Below are 22643 nucleotides of genomic sequence, written 5' to 3'. Positions count from 1 at the left end.
CGATGCAAGCTCCCGTAACTCAAGGGGGCCTGGATGCCAGCACCGACGTCGCCATTGTCGGGGCTGGCATTTTGGGCTTGGCCCACGCAGCCGCTGCCGTCAAACGCGGCCTTCGCGTGACGGTATTCGAGCGCAGCGATATTGCCGTTGGCGCATCCATTCGCAATTTCGGCCAGATGCTGGTGACCGGCCAGCCGCCCGGCATCATGCTGGACCTCGCGCGCGAAAGCCGCGCGCTGTATCTCGACTGGGCCGACAAGGCTGGCATCTTTGCGCGCGCCAACGGTGCTCTGCTATTTGCCCGCAATGCCGCAGAAGAAGCCGTGCTGGACGAGTTCATGGCAACGCGCGCACCGGCCTTCGGCTACAACGTCAAGCTGCTGCGCAGCGCAGACCTGGCGAACCTCTACGATGAACGCTTCATGCGCCACCGTGCAGCGCTCCAGGGCTTTGATGATCTGCAGCTCTATTCGCGCGAAGCCATTCCGGCGCTGGCGTCATGGCTTGCCACGCAAGGTGTGCGTTTCCATTTCGGCACGCTCGTGCGCCATGTGGAAGGCGGCCGGCTGGAGACAACCGCCGGCGTGTGCAACGCCCAGCGCGTCGTCGTCTGCAGCGGTCACGATTACCAGACCCTGTGCGCTGACCACCTTCGTGCTCTGCAACCGCAGGTGTGCCGCCTGCAGATGCTGCGCGTCACGCCTGAAGACGGCTTCCGCCTGGAACACGCCGTGCTGACCGGCCTGTCATGCACGCACTACGGTGCATTTGCGGATTTGCCGACCGCCCAGGCGCTGGCCATGCAGATCGAGCATCAGCGCCCCGAGCTGGCACGCCACGGCATTCACCTGCTGGTGAGCCCGACGCCCTATGGCGACTGGATCGTTGGTGATTCGCACGACTACGGCCAGGACGCACGCCCGTTCAACGCCGAGTCGGTCGACAACATCATGCTCGACCTCGCGCGTGACACCTTCGGCAGCAAGCTGCGCGTGGTGGAACGCTGGCAGGGCGTATATGGCGCCAAGTGCCATGTACCCGGCAGCGGCGCGTTCTCGATCACCCGCGTCGACGATCGCACCACCGTCGCGCTGATGCACAGCGGCATTGGCATGAGCGTCGGACCGGCGCTGGCGCATCGGCATATGGATGCGCTGGTCGACGGCACCGAACTGCCCCAATGGACGCCGCCGGCAAGCGTGCCCGCAACGGTGGCTGCCTGACGGAGCGTCGTTCACCAATAAGACGCCCGCACGGTTCACGCCGCGCGGGCGTTCTTGTTTTCAGGCAGCAAAGAGTTCGACGATGGGCCAGCCGCGCGATTCGGCCACGGCCCGCAAGGTGGGGTCGGGGCTGACGGCCACGGGGTGCGAGACGGCCTCGAGCAGCGGCAGGTCGTTGCGTGAATCGCTGTAGAACACAGTGCGCGAGAAGTCCGTCATGCGCTGGCCGCGCTGCGCGAGCCATTCCGTCACGCGCACGATCTTGCCGGCGCCAAACGTGGCGGTGCCGAGCGGGTTGCCCGTGAACGCGCCATCGCTCTGACCGTTGAAGGTCTCGCCCTCCATCGCCAGCAGATGCGGCACGTTGAACGCGGCGGCAATCGGCTCGGTCAGGTAGCGGTGCGTGGCGGTGACGATGCAGCAAAGGTCGCCGGCGCGCAGGTGTGTGTCGACCAGTTGCCGTGCGCGCGGCAGCATGGCGGGCGCGATGACATCGCGCAGGAACGTGGCACGCCAGGCGTCGAGCCGCGTGCGCGGGTGCTGGGCCAGCAAGCCGAGCGAGAAGCGCGCGTGTCGCCCAAAGTCGAGCGTGCCGTCGCGGTATTCCCGCATCCAGCGCTCGTTGGCTTGCTCGAAAACGCTTCGATCCACGGCGCCCTGGGCAACCAGGAAGCGGCCCCATTCGTATTCGCTGTCAATGGGCAGCAGGGTGTGGTCCAGGTCGAACAGGGCAAGCGATTGCATACAGCGGGCGGGCAGGGGCGGTTGAAAAACCGCGAGGTTACGGCCCTAGCGCGTCGCGGCTGTGTCCATCGCCATAACTTTGGCGATGAACGCATTGGCGTTTTTCTTCGGTGCCTGCGCAACCTGCGGGTTCAGGCAGTCGAGGAACGCGCGTACCAGCCGTGCGTCCTTGCGCTCCTTCAGGAAGTACAGATATTCGTGGATGACCGGCGCGTTGTCTGCAAACGGCAGCACGCGCACGTCGGGGCGGCGCGGTGCTTCCCGCGCGGGCACGATGCTGCAGCCAAGCCCCAGGCTGATCGCCTCGTAAATGGCTTCGCGGCTGCCGATGATGCTCGTGCTGGCAGGCTCGATGCCGGCTGCGGCGAACGCGTCTTCGGTAACGCGGCGGGTGACGGAGCCCGGTTCGCGCATCAACAGCTGGCAGCCTGCAACGTCATCCAGCGTGATGCTCGGCCGCCGTGCAAGCGCGTGGTCCAGCGGCACGACCAGCACCATGGTGTCTTCTGCCAGCGTGATGCGATGCAGGCGCTCGTCATCCACCGCGTGCGACGAAACGGCCAGGTCGATGCGCACCTCCGACAGCGCCTCGAGCATCTGCTGCGAATTGCCGAATTCAATGGTGATCTCGATGGTCGGATGCCGCGCGCGAAACGCCGCCACGCTGGGCAGGATGTAGTAGGGGCCCGTCGCGCCCACGCGCAGGTTGCCGGTGCGCAGATCGCCGGCATTGCGCAGGAGAAAATCGACGTCGCCTTCCTGCTGCGCAAGGCGCTCGACGATGGGCATGAGGCTTACGCCCAAGTCGGAGAGGTCCAGCCGGCTGCCGCGGCGGTGGAACAGTTCTACGCCGTACATCTCTTCCAGTTGGCGGATGCGTCCGGTCACGGTCGGCTGCGACAGACGCAGGCGCTTGGCAGCCGAGGTGACGCTGCCCTGGCGCGCCACTTCGAAGAACGACATCAATAGATCGCCCAGCATGCTTGTGTTTCCCTGATATGTCTTTCTGATCGTCAGCCGCACAGTCTAGGCAGCGTTTGTGACGCTACATACTGTGAAACCTTACGGTCAGCCAAGGCTGCGCGCGTGGGCGGTGGTCACGTGCCACGCGCTTGTCAACGCAAAGTGCGCTGAATGGGAGCAAGTTGCGAGGAGGGCGCCGGGCGCACATCATGCTACCGTGTGAACCTACGCGCGTAACACAGGAGACACCATGCCGGTGCTGAAGGTCGATGTCGTCACGGCAGAAGAACGGCTGTACGAAGGCAACGCCAAGTTTGTGGTCATCCCCGGCACCGAGGGTGAACTGGGCATCCTGCCCGGCCATGAACGTCTGCTTACGCGCCTGCGTCCTGGCACCGTCCGTGTCACGCAGGAAAACGACGAGGAGGTGATCCTCTTCGTGGCCGGCGGCTTTGTCGATGTGCAACCCGAGCAGGTCATTGTGCTGGCAGATACCGCCGTGCGCGCGCACGATCTGGACGAAGCCAAGGCCGAGCAAGCCCGCAAGGCCGCGGAAGAGCACATGCAGAACAGCAATAGCAAATTCGACTACGCACGTGCGCAGGCTGAACTGGCTGAAGCCGTTGCCCAACTGGCCGCCATTGAACGTTTGCGCAAGCGCCGCCGCTGAGCCTTTGCCGTCACAAATGCCCCGTGCTGGCGCCACACCACAACGGCGCCCGCATGTCGCCCCAGCCGGGGTGGGGTAAAGAACCGCGCTGGCTCTCCGTTTTAGAGCAGAACTATCGAATTCCCGCTGAACGTCCCTCCAGAGACGTGATCGATTCTGCCGGTCCCGCTGATGTCGCCTCTTGTTGTCATTGCCCGTGTGCTTGCGCTTGGTTGCCGGAAACATCCGAGTGCCGAGCATTTATTCGCGTTACCTCTGCGCTTGGCCCCGGTGCCACTTGCCAGAAAACGATGCACGCAAATGTTTGCGGTGGCCGGTGCATTGCTTTCTCAGCCCGCGCTGGCACAAACAGACGTCGCCGATCTGACCGCGTTGCCTATCGAGCAACTCATGCAGGTGCAGGTCGTCACCGGGGCGTCCAAGTACGCGCAAGCCGCAAATGAGGCGCCCGCCAACGTCTCGGTCATCACCGCGGCAGACATCAAAGCCTACGGCTGGCGCACGCTGGCCGACATCCTGGGCAGTCTGCCGGGGCTCTACACCAACTACGACCGCAACTACACCACGCTGGGCGCTCGGGGCTTCTTGCGCGCGGGCGACTACGACACCCGTTTCCTGTTGCTGATTGATGGCCATCGCACCAACGACCCCATCTTCGACCAGGCGTCCGTCGGCACCGAAGCCATCCTGGACGTCGACCTGATCGAGCGGGTGGAGTACGTGCCCGGAGCGGGCTCGGCGGTGTACGGATCGAACGCGCTATTCGGTGTGATCAACATCATCACCAAGCGCGGCCGTGACATTGACGGCGTGCAGGCCAGCGGATCAACGGGCAGCGCCAATGCGCGCGATGCGCGCGTGATCTGGGGCAAGCGGGCAGAGAACGGTGCCGAATGGCTGCTGTCGGCCAGCGTGAACGATGCCCCGGGGCGCGACCTCTACTTTCCCGAGTTCAACCAGCCCGGCGTGAGCGACGGCGTGGCCCGCGGCATGGACTACGACCGCGCCAAGCGCCTGTTTGCCAAGGGCAGTTTTGGCGAGTTCGGGCTGACCTTCGGCTACGTCGATCGTACGAAGGGCGTGCCGACGGCGCCGTACGACCAGAGCTTCAACGACCCGCGCTCGCGCACCGTCGATACGCGGCAGATCTTCAACGGCACCTGGCAGCACGCACTGGACGACACGACTGATGTGTCGGCGCGGCTGTTCTGGGGGCGCTATGTCTCGCAGGGCGACTACGCATACAACCCGCCCCCGGCCGGCATCAACCGCGATACCTTTGACACCGCGTGGTACGGCACGGAACTCAAGCTCGTGACGCGCCGCATCGAACGCCACACGCTGGTCATCGGCACGGAGCTGCAACGCGACTACCGTGATGCAATGCGCAATTTCGATACGGTGCCGTACGCCAGTTACCTCGATGACCATCGGAGCAACAACCGGGTGGGCGTGTATGTGCAGGATCAATTCCTGCTCCATCGGGATTGGGTGCTGGATACGGGCCTGCGCTACGACCACACGAGCTTCGCATCGGGCATCTTCAGCCCGCGTGTGGGCCTGATCTGGCATGCCGCCCCAACGACCACCGTCAAGGCGATCTACGGCATGGCCTATCGCGCGCCCAACGATTACGAGCTGAACTACCAGACCAGCGCGCCCGGCGGCCAGCAGGTCACCAATGGGTTGTCGGCCGAGCGTATACGAACGTATGAAACGGTGGTCGAGCAACAAGTTGCCGCTGGCGGCAAGGCGACCTTGTCGGTGTTTCAGAACAACGTTTCCAACCTGATCAGCCAGAGCGAAGACCCGAACACCGGGCTGCTCTTTTTCAGCAACGTAGCGCGTGTGCGCACGCGCGGCGCGGAACTCGGCTACGAGCAGAACTGGCCGGGCGGCACGCGCCTGCGCACGAGCTACAGCTTCCAGCGTTCTGAAAATCTCGATACCGGCCAGGCGCTGAGCAACTCGCCGCGTCACATGCTCAAGCTCAACGCCACCGCGCCTGTGTGGCGCAGCGACTGGCGTGCTGGGGTGGAGGCGCAGTACATCAGCAATCGGCTGACGACCGCTGGCCAAGTGGGCGGTTACTGGATCGCCAACCTGACCTTGCTGGCGGCACGGTTGGCGCCCAATCTGGAGATGTCGGCCAGCGTCTACAACCTGTTTGATCGGCGCTATGCGGATCCGGCTGGTCCGGAGTTAGCGCAGTCGTCAATCGAGCAGGATGGCCGTGCCTTTCGCCTGAAATTTACCTACACCTTCCGATGAGCACCCCGTACGGCAGCGTCCGACGCGCCCGAAGACCCGGCCCGCGCAGATTCTGCGCGGTGTTGGGTGCCGTGCTGGCGGGCGTGGCATGCATGGGCGCCACGCATGCGCAGATGCAGGCCAGCGAGGTGCAGGTCAAGGCGGCGTTCATCTACAACTTTGCACTGTTCACCAACTGGCCGGCCGACGTCATGCAGGCCGACGCCCCGATGGTGGTGTGCGTAACTGCCCAGCATCCGTTGCAGGCTGCATTGGAAAAACTGACAGGAAAACCCGTGCGCGGACACCGCCTGGAAATCCGGAAGATCAACGACGGCGCCGTCACCGGATGCCATGTCCTCGTGTTTGATGCGCGTACCCCGAACGGTGTGCGCGTCGATCCGGCTGCGCCCGTGCTGACAGTGTCCGACAGCCCAAAGAGCCAGCGCGCAGCCGGCAACCCGGAGCCGATGATCGCGTTGGCCCTGCATGACGATCGCGTGGTCTTCGACATCGATGCCGTGGCTGCGCGGCAAGCCCATCTTCAGCTCAGCTCACAACTGCTGCGGCTAGCGAGGACCGTGCAATGAGCGAGTCCATCATGACTCCACGGCCTCGATTGGGGCACTCCATGGTGCGGGCCAACATGGCGGGCGCTGGCGCAGCGCTGACCATCGCTGGCTTCCTGCTCATCGTGTTCCAGTTCATCGCGCTGCATGCGGCGTTGGTGCGCGACGTGCACGTGCAGGCGCGCATCGTGGGCGCCAACAGCGTGGCCGCGCTGCTCTTCAATGACCGTCGCGCGGCGGAAGAAACTCTGGCGGCGCTGGAAGCATCGCCGCCGCTGCGTGCCGCCGGCATTTTCAGCGCACTGCGCAAGCCGCTGGCGCTGTATCAGCACGGCGATGCCGCACCGGTGCGCGCGCCCGATGCCACCATGCTGCGGGACTCGGATGTGTCCACGCTCACCACCCTGGAGGTGGTGGAACCGGTGGAGTCGGAGCGCCGCGTGATCGGCTATGTGGTGGTGCGCTCCAGCCTGACCGAGCTGTACATGCAACTGCTCGGCTATGCCGTGCTCACGGTGTCTGTGGGCATCGGCGCGATGGGCCTCGCGTATCTGGTGATCGCCCGCATGCGCCGCGCGGTGCTGCAGGCAGAGGCGCATCTGGATTACCTCGCCCACATCGATTCGGTCACGGAACTGCCGAACCGGCACGCCTTCAACGAGCGCCTGCAGGTGTCGCTCAAGCGCGCGGGCCAGGCGGGTGCAGTGGGGCTGCTCCTGCTGGATCTCGACAACTTCAAGGTTGTCAACGACACGCTGGGCCACAACAACGGCGACCGACTGCTGCGCCAGGTTGCACGGCGGCTGAACGACGTGATCGACCAAGCCAACTTGCGTGCCGTGTTGTGCCGCATCGGGGGGGATGAGTTTGCGGTGATCGCTGAGCTGTCCGGCCGGGCGCAGATTGCCGACACGGAAGCGGCAACGCTGGCCGACGGATTGGCCAAACGCATTCTTGCCGCGCTGGCGGCGCCGTTTGCACTCGACCTGCATCAGATCTACGTAACGGCGAGCGTGGGCGTGAGCCTGTATCCGCATGACGCACGCGATGTTCAGGTGCTCACGCGCAACGCCGACACGGCGATGTACCACGCCAAAAACCACGGCAAGAACGCAGCTGCGAGCTTCACGTCGGAGATGGATCAGCAGGCGCGCCGCCGCCTGCGCGTGGAAGCCGATCTGCGCCGCGCGCTCGATCGCGAAGAACTGCTGCTGGCCTACCAGCCGCAGGTGCGCCTGCGCACCGAAGACGCGCACGATGCGGTGCTCTGCAAGGCAAACGTCTATGGCGTGGAAGCATTGGTGCGTTGGCGTCATCCGGAGATCGGCCTGATCGGCCCTGGCGAGTTCATCGCCGTGGCGGAAGAAACCGGCCTGATCGTGCCGCTCGGCCTGTGGGTGTTACGCACCGCGTGCGAACAGGCCGTGCGCTGGATGCGCGAAGACGGCCTCACGCTGCGGGTGGCCGTCAACCTGTCGGCGCGGCAGACGCGCGATCCGGCCCTCGTGGAGAACGTCATGGACGTGCTGCGCGAAACCGGCATGCCGCCACATCAGCTCGAACTCGAAATTACGGAAAGCGTGCTGATGGAAGACATCGAGACCAATATCGCGCTGCTCGAATCCCTGCACGCGGCCGGCATCAGCCTGTCCATCGACGATTTCGGTACCGGGTATTCGTCGCTGGCGTATCTGCAGCGTTTTCCCATTCAGAAGCTCAAGATCGATCGCAGCTTCGTACAACGCATGCCCGGCGACGGCGAGGCCATTGCCGGTGCGGTGATCGCCATGGCGCATAGCCTGCGCATGCAAGTGGTGGCCGAAGGCGTGGAAGACCCCGAGCAGCTTGCGTTGCTGCGTGAGGCCGGATGCGACCTAGGACAGGGCTACTTGTTCTCGCGCCCCCAGCAAGCCGACGCGTTGCTGGCGTGGCTCAACCGGCTGGACAATCCTGCGGACAACGGCACCGCTGCATGTGCCGAAGAGGATGCGGTGCCGAGCGAATCGTTGCCGTCGTCGTTGGCGGGGTGATTTTGTTCCGCAGAAAGCCCGGTTTCCAGAATTAACCTATTTGGTGCCATAACCAACTAGGTTAAGTTGGCGTGCATGGAAAAACCTACGCCACGCTGCTTCTACAAGAGCATGACGACGCATGCCGACCATCGCGTGTGGCAGGACGTCTATCACGCCAAGGCGAGCGACCAAGACATCTACCTGAAGCTGACCGTCGTTGATGGCGTGCTGATCGTTTCCTTCAAGGAGCTTTGAACATGAAGTGCCCGAGCTGTGGTGCCGCCGAGCTGATTCATGACACACGCGATGTGCCGTATGCCTATAAAGGCGAGACCACTGTCATCCCCTCCGTGACGGGAGATTTCTGTCCGGCATGCGATGAAATCGTGCTCGAACGTGGGCAGGGCGACCGATATGGCGAACTGGTGTCAGCCTTTCAGCGCCAGGTGAATTCGACCTACGTTGACCCAGCCTACATCACCGCGGTGCGTCGCAAACTCAATCTGGACCAACGTGAGGCCGCCGAGATTTTTGGTGGCGGCGTCAATGCGTTCTCCCGCTATGAAACTGGCAAGACGAAGCCGTCTTTGGCGCTGGTGAAACTCTTGAAGCTCCTCGACCACCACCCCGATCTGCTGGCTGAAATCAGGATGGCTTGATCGCCCCAAAAGAAAAAGCCCGCCAATGCGCGGGCTTTTTGTTGGGCGCCATCGGGGAGGCCCTCAGGCCGCCGCCCGCCGCGCCGCCCGCGTAGCCCCGGCCGTCAGTACCACCACCGCAGCCAGGATGATGCCCGTCGCGCCCAGCGTCTGCGGCGCGACCACTTCATCGGCCAGCCAGGCGCCCATCAGCAGCGCGATGGGTGGGTTCACATACACATAGCTTGTCGCCATGACGGTGGACACGCGCTCCACCAGCGCCATGTAAGCCGTGAATGCGATGGCCGAGCCGAACACCACGAGGTAGCCCCATGCAAGCGCGGCATGCATGCCGATGTGCTTCGGCCACGCTTCGCCGGTGATCAGGCTGAGCAGCACGAGCGCTACACCGCCAAAGGCCATCTCCAGCACGAACGCCATCATGCCCTTGGGCATGTCGATACGTTTGGAGAGCTGCGAGCCGAACGACCATGACGCAATGGCGGTGGTCAGCGCCAGTACGCCGACCGTGCTGGCCTGAAACTCCGCTCCGCGAAACAGCACCGCAATCCCGATGCTGCCCAGCGCGATGGCGCCAATCTCATAGGCACGCAGGCGGCCGCCGGCCAGCAGCGTCCACAGCGTGGAGAACAGCGGCATCGACGCGATCATCACCGTGGTGGCACCCGACGAGATGGTCTGCTCGGCCACCGCCGTCATGCCCATGCCGCCCACCAGCATGAACGCGCCGATCAATGCACAGTTGCGGACCTGGCGCAAGGTCGGCCGCTCTTCGGGCTGCTTGCGCTGTCGCAGGATGACCAGCGGGGCGAGCAGCACCGCAGCAGCCAGAAATCGCGAGCCCATCATCAGAAAGGGCGGCAGATCGGTCAGCGCAAAGCGGATGGCGAGATACGTTGTGCCCCACACCACGTAGGTGATGAGCAGGCACAGGGCGATGAAGGGGGACATGACGGAACCTCTGCGAGGAAGTCCCGATGCTACTCAACGCCGGCTTATGCGCAAAACGAGTTTTGTTATCGCTCGTTGTGAGCGGCGTTAGCAAGCAAGTGAGCGGAGGCGTATGTGGAGTTTGAGACCCCAATCACGGGGTTCCAGACCTCACGTTCGGGGTTACGAACCCGGCGTGCGGGGTTTTGGAACCCCATGCATGGGGTTCAGAACCTCAATGTCGGCGTTGGGACTACGAGATATCGAGGTTCTGAACGCCACCGGTCACGTTCCGAACGCCAACGGTGGAGTTCGGAACCTCAAGCGCGGCGTCCGGAACCTCAAGCGTGGAGTGTTGGAGCCCCAAGTGTCGAGTTCAGAACGCCAAGCCTGACGTTCCGAACCTGGGCGGTCGCTCAGATGACCCGGAACCCGTGCGTTCCGTCGCGCCGCAACTGCTCCACCAGACCGAACTCCCAGTCGAGATAGGCCTGCATCGCGGTGCGCGGGGCGCTCGTGCCTTCATACGGGCGGCGATAGCGGTCGATGCGGGCTGAGGCCAGATGGGTCTCGCCGGTTTCAACGGCCAGGCCGGCGGCCACCCATGCCGCGGTGCCTCCGTCGAGCACCCACACCTCGGCCTGCGTCAGCTTGGCAAGGTCGGCGGCGGCAAAGCGGGCGAGCTGGCTGGAGCCGCACGTGAGCACGTAGCGGCGTGCCGCCGGGATGCGCGCCAGCGCTGCGGGCAAGTCTGAGCGCACGGCAAACCACGCCCCCGGAATATGCCGCGCAACGTAGTTGGCGCTTCGTGTGACGTCGATGACGGCGGTGTCCCCCGCTTCCAGCCAGCCGGCCAGGGCGCGGGCGTCGACCGTGCGCACGGCCGGAGGTTGTGGAGCGGGCGTCTGCCCCGTGCCAGTGACGCTGCGCTCGCTGGCGTCGACCGGATCGACGACATAGACCTCCCAGCCCATCTGTGCGAGCCACGAGGCGGACATGTCGGCGCGCACGCCGTCGTCATCGGCCAGGACGATACGGGCGCCGCGCACGGCAGCCGTGTGGTCGGTTTCCTGCACGAGCTGGCCGCCGGGCGCGCTGGCAAAGCCGGGCAGGTGGCCGGCGGCATATTCCTCGGGCGTGCGTACGTCGAGCTTGTAGACCGTGCGGTCCGGTGTCTCGAGTTTGGCAACCTCAGCCAGCGCAATGCGCGGCACGTTGGCGCGTTCGGCCACGGCGCGTGCATCGGCCTGGGCCTGCGCGCGCGTTTCGGCAGACACGTCCTGCGGGTGACGGCGGCTGGCGCCATGGTCCAGCACCTGATCGGCCAGCAGCCAGCCGATGGTGCCGTTGCGCAGTGCCGCCACCGGGTTGGGAATGCCGGCATTCACGAGCGATTGCGTGCCGATGATGCTGCGCGTGCGGCCTGCGCAATTAACGATGACCTGCGTGCTCGGGTCCGGCGCCAGCTCGCGGATGCGCAACACCAGCTCTGCGCCCGGCACGCTCGTCGCCGTGGGGATGCTCATGGTCTGAAACTCTTCATAGCGGCGTGCGTCGACGATGACCACGTCGCGCTTGGCATCGAGCAGCGCTTTGACCTCCTGCGCGCTGAACGAGGGCGTGTGGCGGTGCGCCTCCACGTATTCGCCAAAGGCCTTGCTGGGCACGTTCACGTCCTGGAAGACTTCGCCACCGGCAGCGCGCCAGCCATCGAGGCCGCCTTCGAGCAGGTACACGCGCGTGTAGCCCAGTTCAGCCAGCTTGGCCGCCGCGCGCGGAGCAAGGTCCACGCCGTCGTGCACGCCGTACAGCACGATCAACGTATCGCGGCGCGGAATGCGCGACCACGCTTCCAGCTCTAGCCGGGAGAGCGATAGGTTGGCTGCCCACAGCGGATGCGCTTGCGCGTACGGGTCTTCTTCGCGTACGTCGATCAGCGCGATCTCCTTGCGGGACAGCAGCGCGGCACGCACCTCGGCATACGTGAGCGCGGGGACATGGGTTTCGGCCAGCGGTGCAGCGACCGGCGATTCGATGGCGTCGATGGTGGTGCTCATGATGCAGGCGTGTCCTTGGAGCGGTCCCAGAGATTGGGCAGATGGGTATTCGAATAGCCGGAGACGAAAGGCTTGCGCTCGCCGTCTTCCGTATAGACGGAGCGGTGGATGCCGCCGATGTTGCCGCCGTAGACGTGGATGCTGATCGACGTGCGATCGTCAAAGGCGTTGTGCACGCGGTGGATGTCCCCCACGCGCGGCGAGACGTGTTCTACAGCGCCCGGCTCCAGGCGGATGGCGGGGCCGTCGGGTTGCGGTTTGCCTTGCGCGTCGAGCTTGAACGGCTGCGAGTATTCAGCGCCGCGCAGCATGCCGATCAGACCCCACGTGGTGTGGTCGTGAATGGGTGTGCGCTGGCCCGGGCCCCAGACAAAGCTGACGATGGAAAAGCGCTCGCCGGAATCGGCATGCAGCAGGAACTGCTGGAAGTGTTCGGGGTGCGGCTGCGCGTATTCAGCAGGCAGCCAGTCGTCGCGGGCGACCAGCGCGCCGAGCAGGGCGCCGGCGCGCGAGAGGATCTCGGCTTCGGTCGGCTGCTGATCCAGCAGGCGCGACAGCGCGGTCACGAAATCACGCAGCGGCGCGATGGACTGGGTTGCAGGTGCCGCAGAGGAAGCAGCAGCGGAAGCGGCAGCGAGGGCGGGCGTGCTCATCGGCGGGTTCCTGATGTGGGGTTTCGGTGCATCTTGCTGGACTTGATGGGCGGCGTCCAGCTAAACCCCGAGGGCAGTGCGGCCGGCTGCCAGCAGGATGGAATCGTTCTGCGGCGTGTGGATGCGGCTGCACAGCACATCGCGATAGTGGCGCTCCAGCGGGTTGTGGCGCGACAGGCCGTGGTTACCGGACAGCTGCAGCGCCAGCTCCACGGCGCGGATGGCGTTGGTGGTGACGGTGTACTTGAGGAGCCCGCTGTCGGTCATGGAAAGCGGCGAGCCTGCATCTGCGGCCTCGGCTGCGTGATCGAGCAGGACGCGGTTGGTGCGCAGCGCAGCCGTAATCTCGCCCACCGCCTCCTGCATGCGCGGCAGCGTGGCCAGCGGCCCGCCCAGGTTGGCCGGTGCCCGCGTGTTCAGAAACTGGACAAGCCAGTCGCGCGCGGCCTGCGCCACGGCGTCGTACAGGCTGCCGAGCAGCACGGTCATCCACGCCTGCTGGTCGAGCTGCGCGCTGGTGTCGGCTTGTGCGGCGCCGTGCGCCGCCCAATCCGCAGCGGGGCGGATGTCGACGGCGTGGTCGAGCGGAATCTCCACATCTTCCAGAACGACGTCGTGGCTGCCCGAGGCACGCAGGCCGAGGTGGTTCCAGGTTTCTTCAATGCGGATGCCCGGTGTTTCCGGCAACGGGCGCGGCACGAGGAATATCCCCACGCGCGGCTCGGCTTCATCGGTGCGGCCCCACACGGCCAGCCAGCGCAGGGCATGGCTTCCGGTGCTGTAGAGCTTGCGGCCCCGGATGCGCCAGGTGGTGCCCGCACGCGTTGCCACGGTGGCGGGCAAGCCACCGCGTGCGGGCGTGCCCAGGTCGGGCTCCACACGCAGCGCGTTGATGAGCGCGCCTTCATTCAGGGCGGTGGCAAACACCTGTTGCCTGACATGCGCCGGCCAGCGTGTATCGGCACGCGCGATGGCGCGGTGCTGCAGGTACGTCATTGCCAGGACCAGCGCGGTGGCCGCATCGGCGTGCGCAATGGACGCAATGATCTGGCGTGCGGCCTTCAAGCTTGCACCGCCACCGCCATGCGTTTGTGGAATGACCTGCGCGATCAAGCCCGATGCATGCAGCAGCGCAAAGTTGTCGTGCGGGAAGCTGCCCTGCAGGTCGTGCTCTGCGGCGGCGGAGGCCAACTGCGGACTAACAGCGGCCAGCACTTCAGCAAGCCGGTCGGGCGGCGTAGGTAGACGATGCAAGGGCGCAGACGACATGACGGTGAAATGTGCGAAGCAGGTGATGTTGCCGCACAGCGTATCGATGTTGCGGAGCGCCGCGAACGATCGATGCCGAATATGCAGCGTTGAAATTATTCGTTAGTGCAGCGCTGGTGATGACGTAACTTCATTCGCATTCACGGCGGGGCGTGACGCCTTGCCCACCTTCTAACGATATGTAGAACGGAGCCAGCATGAGCGTCGATTTCATCGGCATGATCCAAAGCCAGAAGCAATCTGAAATTCACCCGCCCGAACCAAACGGGCCCGTGATCGACCGCGATTACGTACGTGCCTTTGCACAGGCGCACGAGCAGGCCGGCTTTGATCGCATCCTCGTGCCCCATCATTCAACGGGGCCGTCGGCCACGCTCACGATTTCGTATGCAGCCGCATTGACGGAGCGCATTCACTTCATGCTTGCGCACCGGCCCGGATTTACCAATCCGACGCTGGCCGCGCGCCAGATCGCCACGCTGGATCAGTTCACCGGTGGCCGCCTGGGCGTGCACTTCATCTCGGGCGGCTCCGACAGCGAGCAACGTCGCGATGGCGACTACCTTGACCACGACCAACGCTACGCGCGCACCGACGAATACCTCGGCATCCTGCGGCGCATCTGGACAGAGTCGAAACCGTTCGACCACGAGGGCGCGTTCTATCGCTTCGAGCAAGGTTTCTCTGAAGTGAAGCCCGCGCAGAAGCCCCACGTGCCGATCTACTTCGGGGGGGCTTCGGACGTAGCCGTCGAAGTGGCCGGCAAGCATGCCGACGTGTATGCGCTGTGGGGCGAATCGCTCGACCAGGTGCGCGATCTGACGACGCGCGTGCGGGCCGAAGCCGCCAAGCACGGGCGCAGCATCCGGTTCTCGGTGTCGTTCCGCCCGATCCTGGCAGAAACGGAAGACGCCGCCTGGGCACGGGCAGAGAGCATCCTTGAGCGGACGCGCGCGCTGCGTGTGCAGCAGGGCTACAGCCGAGGCGGCCCGCAACAGAGCGAGGGCGCACGCCGCCTGCTCGCGGCAGCCGAACAAGGCGAGCGCGTCGACAAACGTTTGTGGACGGCCATCGCCAAGGAGACCGGCGGACGCTCCAACTCCACTGCGCTGGTCGGCACGCCGGAGCAGGTGGCCGATGCGCTGCTCGACTACTACGACCTCGGCGTCACCACCTTCCTGATCCGCGGTTTTGATCCGCTGGAAGACGTGGTCGACTACGGTCGCACGCTCATCCCGCGCGTGCGCGAGCTGGTTGCGCAGCGTGATGCGCAGCGCAAGGCCGCGTGAGGCCCGGGCATGAGCGCAGTCCTTTCCATCGAGCGCCCGGCATCGTCCACGCTCAGGCTGAACAGCACGCCGCAGCAGAAGTTCTGGTTTGATCCGCCCGCCCCGCGGCCGACGCTCGAGGCCGAGCGTCGCCATCGGCAGGAGCGCCTTGCGGGCGCGTTCCGCCTGTTTGCGCGGCACGGCTTCGACCTCGGGCTGGCGGGGCACATCACCGCACGCGATCCGGAGTTGACTGACCACTTCTGGGTCAACCCGCTGGGGGTGCATTTCTCGCGCATCAAGGTGTCGGACCTGCTGCTTGTGAACGCCCGTGGCGAGACCGTTGTCGGCAACCGGCCGCTCAACAAGGCGGCGTTTGCGATTCATGCGGCGATTCACGAAGCGCATCCGCACATCGTGGCTGCGGCGCACACCCATTCGACCTACGGCAAGGCGTGGTCGACGCTGGGTCGGCCGCTGGATCCGCTCACGCAGGATGCATGCTCGTTCTATGAAGACCATGCGCTGTTCGACGACTTCACCGGCATGGTGGTCGATTCCAGTGAGGGCGAGCGCATCGCGCAAGCGCTCTCCAAGCGCGACGGCAGCACGCACAAGGGCGTGATCCTGAAGAACCACGGCATCCTCACGGCCGGCCCGACGGTGGAAGCCGCAGCGTGGTGGTACATCGCGCTGGACAACGCAGCCCACACGCAACTGCTGGCCGAGGCCGCCGGCACGCCGCAGCCCATCGATGCCGCCACGGCGCGCCACACGCACAGCCAGGTGGGCGGGCAGGAGGGGGCGCTGCACGCATTCGAGAGCCTTTACGCCGGCCTGGTCGCGGCCGAGCCGGACGTGCTCGATTAAGAAGCCGTCGCCTGACAAAACAGATCGAATACATCATCACGGGGAGCATTCAATGAGCGAAGAGACCGCGGGCATCTCGCGCCGCAAGATATTGCACGCAGCGGCCGCCACGGCGCTGGCCGCACCGGCATTGATCCTGGGCCGCAAGGCCTACTCTCAACAGCGCAAGCTGACGTTTGCGTGGAACCAGAACTCGTTTTGCCTGACGCCCATCGTGGTGGCGCAGGAACGCGGCTTCTTCGAAAAGAACGGGCTGCACGTCGACCTGATCAACTACAGCGGCTCGACCGATCAACTGCTCGAATCCATCGCCACCGGCAAGGCTGATGCGGCAGTCGGCATGATTCACCGCTGGCTCAAGCCGCTGGAAGCGGGTTTTGACGTGAAGATCATCGGCAGCTCGCATGGCGGCTGTGTGCGGCTTGTCGGCTCCAAAGCGGCAGGTGTCACGAACCTGGCGGCGCTCAAGGGAAAGACCGTGGGCGTGAGCGATCTTGCCGCGCCGGGCAAGCACTTCTTCACCATCTTGCTGGCCAAGAACGGCATTGACCCGGACAAGGACATCACCTGGCGCCAGTACCCGGCTGACCTGCTGGGCGTGGCGGTGGACAAAGGCGAGATCCAGGCGATTGCCGACGGCGACCCGAACCTCTACCTGCTGGAAAAGCGCACGAACGGGGCCTACGTGGAGCTGGCCACGAACCTCTCCGGTGAATACGCGCGCAAGGTCTGCTGCGTGATCGGCGCACGCGGCGAGCTGGTCCGCAATGACCGCCCGACGGCATCCGCATTGGCGCGTTCGATTGTGCAAGCCACGGATTTCGTCAACGAAAACCCGAATGAGGCCGCCAAGGTGTTTGCCAAGTATTCGCCCAAGGTGGCGCTGGACGACTTGCGCAAGCTCTACGCCACGCTCACGTACACGCATCACCCGACCGGCATCGACCTGCGCGATGAGATCGCCTTCTACGCGGAAGACTTCCGCCGCATCGGTGTCATCAAAAAGACCACCGATCCGCAGCGTCTCGCGCAGCACGTGTACGTGAATGTGCTGGCTTGACGCGGCGCGTAAGCACATGAGCACATGAGGAACACATCGACATGAGCACCATCCCGCAAACACTGGAGGCGCCCGCCGCGCTCTCCAACCCATTTGCCGATGCCGTCGAGCGCGGAGGGGCATGGCGCACCGGCGCCGTGGCCGCATTGGCCTGGGCCGCCTTCGGCCTGCTGACGTGGCGCTGGCCCAACCACGTGGTCGGCTTCAGCGATTGGGCATTCACGGCGGAGCTGGGCGTTGCCGCGTTGATCGTCGGCATTGCGCTGTTCGTGGTGGCGTTGGCGGCGGGTCTTGTGACCCCGTTGCGCCCCGTGCAGGAAGCGCTGCAACCGGCGGGGCCATGGCTGATCGCCGTGCCTGCGGTGCTGGCGTTGTGGGAGGTGCTGACCGCCAAGTCCGGCGCATTGCCCACACCGTTCTTTGCGCCGCCGCAGGCGTTGATCGAGGTCTATTCGGAAGACTGGCCGCGTCTGGGCGACAGCGTGTTGAATACGCTCAAGCTGCTCGGCATCGGTTATCTGCTCGGCGCGTTGACGGGCTTTCTGGTGGGCGTGTCGATCGGCTGGTCGCGGGCGGTGGGCTACTGGGTGCACCCGGTGCTGCGCATTCTGGGCCCGCTGCCGGCGACGGCGCTGTTGCCGCTCACGTTCTACTTCTTCCCGTCGAGCTATTCGGCGGCGGCTTTCCTGATCGCCCTGGCGGCCGGCTTTCCGGTGGCGGTGCTCACGTGGTCCGGCGTGGCGGGCGTGAGCAAGAGTTACTACGACGTCGCGCGCACGCTGGGCGCATCCAACGCATTTCTCGTGCTGCGTGTGGCGATTCCGGCAGCGCTGCCGCAAGTGTTTGTGGGGCTGTTCATGGGGCTGGGCGCGTCGTTCACGGTGCTGGTGACGGCGGAGATGATGGGCGTGAAGTCGGGCCTCGGCTGGTACCTGACCTGGGCGCAAGGCTGGGCGTCGTACGTCAACATGTATGCCGCGCTGATCGTCATGGCGCTGCTGTTCTCCAGCATCATCACGCTGCTCTTCAAGGTGCGTGACCGCGCGCTGGTCTGGCAGAAGGGGACGCTGAAATGGTAGCCGTGCTGGAACGTGAGGCGCCGCCTGCGGCCAGTGTCGGCGCACGCATCGATGTGCAGGGCGTCAGCCACTGGTTTGGCAGCAGGGCCAATCCGCTGCAGGTGCTCGACGGTGTGAGCCTGACCATACAGCGTGGTGAATTCGTCGCGCTGCTTGGGCCAAGCGGTTGCGGCAAGTCCACGCTGCTGCGCTTGATTGCGGGGCTGGAACCTCCCACGCATGGCCGTATCCTGCAGGACGATGCGCCTATCAACGCGCCGGACCCATCCCGTGTGGTCGTCTTCCAGGACCCGACGCTCTACCCATGGCGGCGCGTGTGGGACAACGTCGCGCTGGGCCTGCAAGCGCGCGGCGTGCTCAACGCAGAGCGTGACCGCGTGGACGATGCGCTGGAACGCGTGGGCCTGGGCGGCTTTCATCGGGCGTTTCCGCATGAGCTGTCGGGCGGCATGGCGCAACGTGTGGCGCTGGCGCGTGCGCTGGTCAACGATCCGCAATTGCTAGTGCTGGACGAGCCGCTGGGCAAGCTGGATTCACTCACGCGGCTGGCCATGCAGAGCGAGCTGGTGACGCTGTGGCAACGCGCGCGCTTCTCGACCGTGCTGGTGACGCACGATGTGGAGGAGGCGCTGTTCCTGGCGCAGCGGGTGGTCATCTTCAGCCCGCGCCCGGCGCGCATCACGGCGGAACTGACGGTGGATCTGCCTTACCCGCGCCATCGCGGCGACCCGCGCTTGAGCGCGTTGCGGCACGAGGCGCTCGGTCATCTCGGCTTGGGCGAGACCTGGTAGATGGCGGCGCCATCATGAGCGGACCGGAAGCGACGGTTTGGCTCAACGCGTTGCTTGGCTTTCTGCAATGGGCGCAGCATGGCGTGCTGGTGCTGCTGCACACGCTTGGGCTAGCTGGCGAGGTGCACGGGCAGCCGGCATGGCCGTGGGATGTGCGCATCGCCGGCGAAACCCTGTTGATCGACCTTGGGCAAGCGCGGCAGCTTGGCCTGACGCTCATCGCCGTAACGCTGGCTTTGCTGGCCATCGTGATGGCCGTGCTGGTGCGCCGCTGGCGGGCGGTGTTGTCTGGCGCCGCGGTAGGCCTTCTGGTGGCGGCGCCGTGGCCGTCGGCGGTTGTGCTGGCGCCCGCCATGCCGACGAGTTTCCATGTCAGCCCAACGGCGTTTTCGGTGGCGTCGATCACGCACGGTACACGCCTCTACAACGCCGCCTGCGCAAGCTGCCACGGCGCAGACGGCCGGGGCGAAGGCCCGTTGGCCGCCACGCTCACGCGCTGGCCGCCCACGGTGGTCGGCCCATTGCTTGGCCGTCATGCCGATGGCGAGCTGTTCTGGCACATCGCCCACGGCATGCAGGACACGCAAGGGGCGTCAACCATGCCCGCATTTGCTGGTCGACTGAGCGACGCCGATATCTGGGCGGTGCTCGACACCATGAAGATGCTGGCCGCCAGTGGCGGCGTGCGCGCCGGCGGCTGGCCTCTGCCGGTGGCGCTGCCCGCGTTGTCCGTGCGCTGCGGCGATGCGCCGACTCAATCATTGGCGGCGTGGCGCAACGGCCAGCGTGTGCGCGTGGTGGCGGTGGATGTTGCATCGACAAACGGCATCCCGCTGGAAGATCCGCGTTTCCAGACGTTGCTCATCACGCCGGATGGCACGTTGCCATCGCACCCGGGCGCTTTCCAGGCGCGTTGCGTGGCAGCAGAGGCAGACGCGTGGAACGTGTTCGCCGCTATTGCCGGCGCCGAGCCACAAGCTTTTTCCGGCACTCAGTTGCTGGCTGACCGCAACGGCTGGTTGCGCGCGCGCGGTGCGCGGGGCGCGACGTGGTCCGACGCTGATTTCCTGTGTACCTCTGCCGCACGGGGCGCCGCTCGCAGCACAAGCGGCCTCGATTCCTTGATCGCCCGCATGGACGCCGAACCGGTGCGCTATGTGAAAGGCGGCTTCATCCACTGACCCTCGACCGCATCGCTCCATCACCATGCCGCAACATCGACGACGTTTTCTGCAATCCACGCTGGCACTTGCTGCCGCGCCTGCCTTGTCCATCGCGCAACCCCGCCTCGTGCTCAAAGCTGGCGACCAGAAGGGTGGCCTGCGCGCGCTGCTGGAAGCGGCCGACGCGCTCAAGGGTGTGCAGTACGACATCCAATGGACCGAGTTTCCGGCGGCCGCACCGTTGGCCGAAGCGCTCAATGCGGGCGCTGTCGACCTCGGCCCGATAGGCGATGCGCCAGCCATCTTTGCCTTGGCGGCGGGTACGCGCATCAAGCTCATCGGCGCCAACCGATCGGACCCGTACGGCACGGCGGTGCTGGTGCGGCCCGATTCTCCGTTGAAGACCGCGGCAGATCTGAGGGGCAAATCAATCGGCACCAACCGGGGGTCGATTGGGCATTTCGTTGCGCTCAAGGCGTTGGAATCCGCAGGGCTGGGTCCGGACGATGCCAACTTCCGTTTCCTGCCGCCGGCGGATGCCAAGCTTGCGCTGGTCAACGGGTCGATCGATGCGTGGTCAACGTGGGAGCCCTACACAGCGATGGCCGAAACGGTCAAACATGCGCGCGTGCTCGTCAACGGACGAGGGTTGTGGTCGGGCCTCAGCTACCTGGCAGCGACCGACGCTGCGCTGGCGGTCAAGCGCGACGCACTGCGCGATTTCCTGCAGCGCGTGGTGCGCGCGCAGGTGTGGTCGTACCAGCATGTCGACAGTTTCTCGGCCACGCTGGCCCGCATCATCGGCATTGCGCCGGAGGCTGCGCGGCTGCAGTTCGCACGTCGACAGACTGTGTGGCGCTCCATCGATCCGCAGCTCATTGCGGAACAGCAGCGCACGGCCGATTTCTACGTGAAGGTGGGCCTGCTCAAACAGCGGCTGGAGGTGGCCACCACGTTTGACACGGGGTTTCCGCTGATCGCCTAGCGGGTGTTGCCCGAATGGGATTCCGCACTGGGCCGAGAGCCGCCATGCGGGCCGGCAGTACCCGGCGCTTCTGCGACGTTCTTGGGCAGGTTGGTGGTCGGCGTGACGGCATCTGGCGCGTTGTTGCCGCCCTTGCCAAAACGCGCTGCCAAACGGTCCTGCACTGCGGTCAGCTGGACCTGCTCCTGCGCTTTCTGGGCGCGCTCCGTCTCGGCCTGCTGGGCAGCGGCGGCTTGCTCAGCCGGCGTGGGCGGCGGCAGTTTGCCGTGAGCGGGATGCGGCAGCGCAACCACGGTCAAGCCGATGGCCGATGCGGCGAGCCACAGGGCCGAGCGTGGAATGTTGTTGGGTGTCTGGGGCATGGCGGTCTCCGGGTGGGGATCGCCGTGCCTCCAGCAAGTGCGGTGCCGCGTGAGTTCAGCGCCCCTCGGCTAGCGCGTTGTGCAGCACCGTCTTGAGCACGTTGAACACGGGGTTGTCGTTGTCCTTGCGATAGGCCATCCAGAGTTCAACCGGCTTGGCCGGCGTGGTGCGCACCGGGCGATAGACGACGCCCTCGAAGTGCAGCATGGCCGCCGCCGCCGGGATGAGCGCTACGCCAATGCCTGCACGCACCAGCGCCAGCATCGAGTGGATCTGGCTGACGTATTCGACGATGTCGGGCAGCACCTCTGCGCGTTCCAGCAGGCCGCTCACCATCTGGTGGAAATAGCGCGCCTCGTATGGCGAATACATGAGCAGCGGCTGGCCTTCGCAGTCGCGCAGGCTGGGGCGTTGCGGCCAACTATCGGCCACGGCTTCCGGCAGGGCGATCACGAGCGCTTCCTGCGAGCACGGCACGGCAATCAGCTCGCCGTGCTCCACCGGCGGGCGTAGCAGGCCGACATCGATTTCGCGCGCATCCAGCGCCGAGAGCTGCGCGCCGCTCACCATTTCTTTGAGCGTCAATCGCACGCCGGGTGAAGCCGCCCGCACGGCGCTCACCAGCGAAGGCAACTTCCCGTAGCCAACCGATGCGGTAAACCCGATCGCCAACTGTCCGGCAGCGCCCGTCGCGACACGCCGGGCCGTGGCGGCCGCTTCGTCCGCCAAACGCAGGATGCGCGACGCATCGGGCAGGAAACTGCGCCCCGCAGCGGTCAGCTTGACCGAACGGCTGTTGCGCTCCAGCAGCTCTGTCCCGACTTGGTGTTCCAGCAGGCGGACCTGGCGTGACAGCGGTGGCTGCGTCATGTGCAGACGCTCCGCTGCGCGCCCAAAGTGCAGTTCTTCGGCCACGGCAACAAAGCAGCGAAGTTGGCTGAGTTCAAACATCGATTCAAAACCTGTATGGATTGAGTCAGTGCTTATCTTGGATGGGAAAGATCGCCGGTGCAAGAATCGGCTCGCCCCTTCGTCTTGAAGGGCCAATGACAACCATCAGGAGAC

At 65.3% G+C, this 22643-nt stretch carries 21 protein-coding genes and 1 pseudogene; 14 read left to right on the top strand and 8 right to left on the bottom strand.

Features of this window, described 5'->3' with window-relative positions:
* Positions 1-2 precede the first annotated feature (2 nt).
* A complete protein-coding gene (locus ACEN9T_RS02725; RefSeq protein ID WP_413706348.1) occupies positions 3-1223 on the top strand; it encodes a TIGR03364 family FAD-dependent oxidoreductase in 1221 nt (406 codons plus the stop codon).
* A gap of 60 nt (positions 1224-1283) precedes the next feature.
* Here ACEN9T_RS02725 and ACEN9T_RS02720 read toward each other — a convergent pair whose 3' ends face one another.
* Complete coding sequence (locus tag ACEN9T_RS02720; RefSeq protein WP_413706347.1) at positions 1284-1967, bottom strand: HAD family hydrolase; 684 nt, start codon at positions 1965-1967, stop codon at positions 1284-1286.
* 45 nt (positions 1968-2012) lie between these two features.
* On the bottom strand, positions 2013-2948 hold the full coding sequence (locus tag ACEN9T_RS02715) for a LysR substrate-binding domain-containing protein (protein WP_092975433.1): 936 nt from the start codon (positions 2946-2948) through the stop codon (positions 2013-2015).
* A 232-nt stretch (positions 2949-3180) separates the two neighbouring features.
* Between ACEN9T_RS02715 and ACEN9T_RS02710 the strand changes: the two genes are divergently transcribed.
* From ACEN9T_RS02710 to ACEN9T_RS02685, 6 genes and pseudogenes are all read left to right on the top strand, one after another.
* Positions 3181-3600 carry a F0F1 ATP synthase subunit epsilon gene (locus tag ACEN9T_RS02710; RefSeq protein WP_092975430.1) on the top strand — a complete coding sequence of 140 codons (420 nt, stop codon included), beginning with the start codon at positions 3181-3183 and terminating at the stop codon, positions 3598-3600.
* Between the two features lie 300 nt (positions 3601-3900).
* On the top strand, positions 3901-5871 hold the full coding sequence (locus ACEN9T_RS02705) for a TonB-dependent receptor plug domain-containing protein (RefSeq protein WP_413706346.1): 1971 nt from the start codon (positions 3901-3903) through the stop codon (positions 5869-5871).
* Positions 5868-6440 carry a YfiR family protein gene (locus ACEN9T_RS02700; RefSeq protein WP_413706345.1) on the top strand — a complete coding sequence of 191 codons (573 nt, stop codon included), beginning with the start codon at positions 5868-5870 and terminating at the stop codon, positions 6438-6440. The genes ACEN9T_RS02705 and ACEN9T_RS02700 overlap by 4 nt, the downstream gene beginning before the upstream one ends.
* Positions 6437-8449 (top strand): putative bifunctional diguanylate cyclase/phosphodiesterase, encoded by a 2013-nt coding sequence (locus ACEN9T_RS02695; RefSeq protein ID WP_092975421.1) that lies wholly within the window; start codon positions 6437-6439, stop codon positions 8447-8449. The genes ACEN9T_RS02700 and ACEN9T_RS02695 overlap by 4 nt, the downstream gene beginning before the upstream one ends.
* A gap of 87 nt (positions 8450-8536) precedes the next feature.
* Positions 8537-8686 (top strand): annotated as a pseudogene (locus ACEN9T_RS02690) (type II toxin-antitoxin system MqsR family toxin); the annotation flags it as partial.
* 2 nt (positions 8687-8688) lie between these two features.
* Entirely contained in the window at positions 8689-9090 is a 402-nt protein-coding gene (locus ACEN9T_RS02685) for a type II toxin-antitoxin system MqsA family antitoxin (RefSeq protein WP_092975415.1), read from the top strand.
* 63 nt (positions 9091-9153) lie between these two features.
* Here ACEN9T_RS02685 and ACEN9T_RS02680 read toward each other — a convergent pair whose 3' ends face one another.
* The 4 genes from ACEN9T_RS02680 to ACEN9T_RS02665 all read right to left on the bottom strand — a co-directional run bounded on the left by ACEN9T_RS02680 (position 9154) and on the right by ACEN9T_RS02665 (position 13999).
* Positions 9154-10041, bottom strand: a complete 888-nt coding sequence (locus ACEN9T_RS02680) for an EamA family transporter (RefSeq protein ID WP_092975412.1) — start codon at positions 10039-10041, stop codon at positions 9154-9156.
* A gap of 395 nt (positions 10042-10436) precedes the next feature.
* Complete coding sequence (locus ACEN9T_RS02675) at positions 10437-12077, bottom strand: rhodanese-related sulfurtransferase (RefSeq protein ID WP_092975409.1); 1641 nt, start codon at positions 12075-12077, stop codon at positions 10437-10439.
* Positions 12074-12730 (bottom strand): cysteine dioxygenase, encoded by a 657-nt coding sequence (locus tag ACEN9T_RS02670; protein ID WP_092975406.1) that lies wholly within the window; start codon positions 12728-12730, stop codon positions 12074-12076. The genes ACEN9T_RS02675 and ACEN9T_RS02670 overlap by 4 nt, the downstream gene beginning before the upstream one ends.
* Before the next feature lie 60 nt (positions 12731-12790).
* A complete protein-coding gene (locus ACEN9T_RS02665; RefSeq protein WP_413706344.1) occupies positions 12791-13999 on the bottom strand; it encodes an acyl-CoA dehydrogenase family protein in 1209 nt (402 codons plus the stop codon).
* 197 nt (positions 14000-14196) lie between these two features.
* Between ACEN9T_RS02665 and ACEN9T_RS02660 the strand changes: the two genes are divergently transcribed.
* The 7 genes from ACEN9T_RS02660 to ACEN9T_RS02630 are packed head-to-tail and all read left to right on the top strand — an operon-like array spanning position 14197 to position 21215.
* The gene (locus ACEN9T_RS02660) at positions 14197-15288 is read left to right on the top strand and encodes an LLM class flavin-dependent oxidoreductase (protein ID WP_092975400.1); all 1092 of its coding nucleotides are present in this window, start codon (positions 14197-14199) and stop codon (positions 15286-15288) included.
* Positions 15289-15297: 9 nt separating this feature from the next.
* Positions 15298-16137, top strand: coding sequence for a class II aldolase/adducin family protein (locus tag ACEN9T_RS02655; protein ID WP_413706343.1), 840 nt, complete (start codon positions 15298-15300; stop codon positions 16135-16137).
* 52 nt (positions 16138-16189) lie between these two features.
* Positions 16190-17197, top strand: a complete 1008-nt coding sequence (locus tag ACEN9T_RS02650) for an ABC transporter substrate-binding protein (protein WP_316884730.1) — start codon at positions 16190-16192, stop codon at positions 17195-17197.
* A gap of 41 nt (positions 17198-17238) precedes the next feature.
* On the top strand, positions 17239-18276 hold the full coding sequence (locus tag ACEN9T_RS02645; RefSeq protein ID WP_413706342.1) for an ABC transporter permease: 1038 nt from the start codon (positions 17239-17241) through the stop codon (positions 18274-18276).
* A complete protein-coding gene (locus ACEN9T_RS02640; protein WP_413706341.1) occupies positions 18270-19067 on the top strand; it encodes an ABC transporter ATP-binding protein in 798 nt (265 codons plus the stop codon). Before ACEN9T_RS02645 ends, ACEN9T_RS02640 begins: the two co-directional genes overlap by 7 nt.
* 14 nt (positions 19068-19081) lie before the next feature.
* On the top strand, positions 19082-20248 hold the full coding sequence (locus ACEN9T_RS02635) for a c-type cytochrome (RefSeq protein WP_413706340.1): 1167 nt from the start codon (positions 19082-19084) through the stop codon (positions 20246-20248).
* Positions 20249-20273: 25 nt separating this feature from the next.
* Positions 20274-21215 (top strand): ABC transporter substrate-binding protein, encoded by a 942-nt coding sequence (locus ACEN9T_RS02630; protein WP_413706339.1) that lies wholly within the window; start codon positions 20274-20276, stop codon positions 21213-21215.
* Here ACEN9T_RS02630 and ACEN9T_RS02625 read toward each other — a convergent pair.
* Positions 21212-21577 carry a hypothetical protein gene (locus ACEN9T_RS02625; protein ID WP_413706338.1) on the bottom strand — a complete coding sequence of 122 codons (366 nt, stop codon included), beginning with the start codon at positions 21575-21577 and terminating at the stop codon, positions 21212-21214. The two genes, ACEN9T_RS02630 and ACEN9T_RS02625, sit on opposite strands and share 4 nt — an antisense overlap.
* Positions 21578-21632: 55 nt before the next feature.
* Positions 21633-22529: a LysR substrate-binding domain-containing protein gene (locus tag ACEN9T_RS02620; RefSeq protein WP_092975378.1), complete on the bottom strand. Its 897-nt coding sequence runs from the start codon at positions 22527-22529 to the stop codon at positions 21633-21635.
* Positions 22530-22643: the final 114 nt, after the last annotated feature.

Origin of the sequence: Ralstonia sp. Ralssp110 (assembly GCF_047325135.1) — a bacterium.
Taxonomy (GTDB): Bacteria; Pseudomonadota; Gammaproteobacteria; order Burkholderiales; family Burkholderiaceae; genus Ralstonia; species Ralstonia mojiangensis.
Note: the sequence above shows the minus strand (reverse complement) of the source record. Positions and strands in the feature narration are given on the sequence as shown.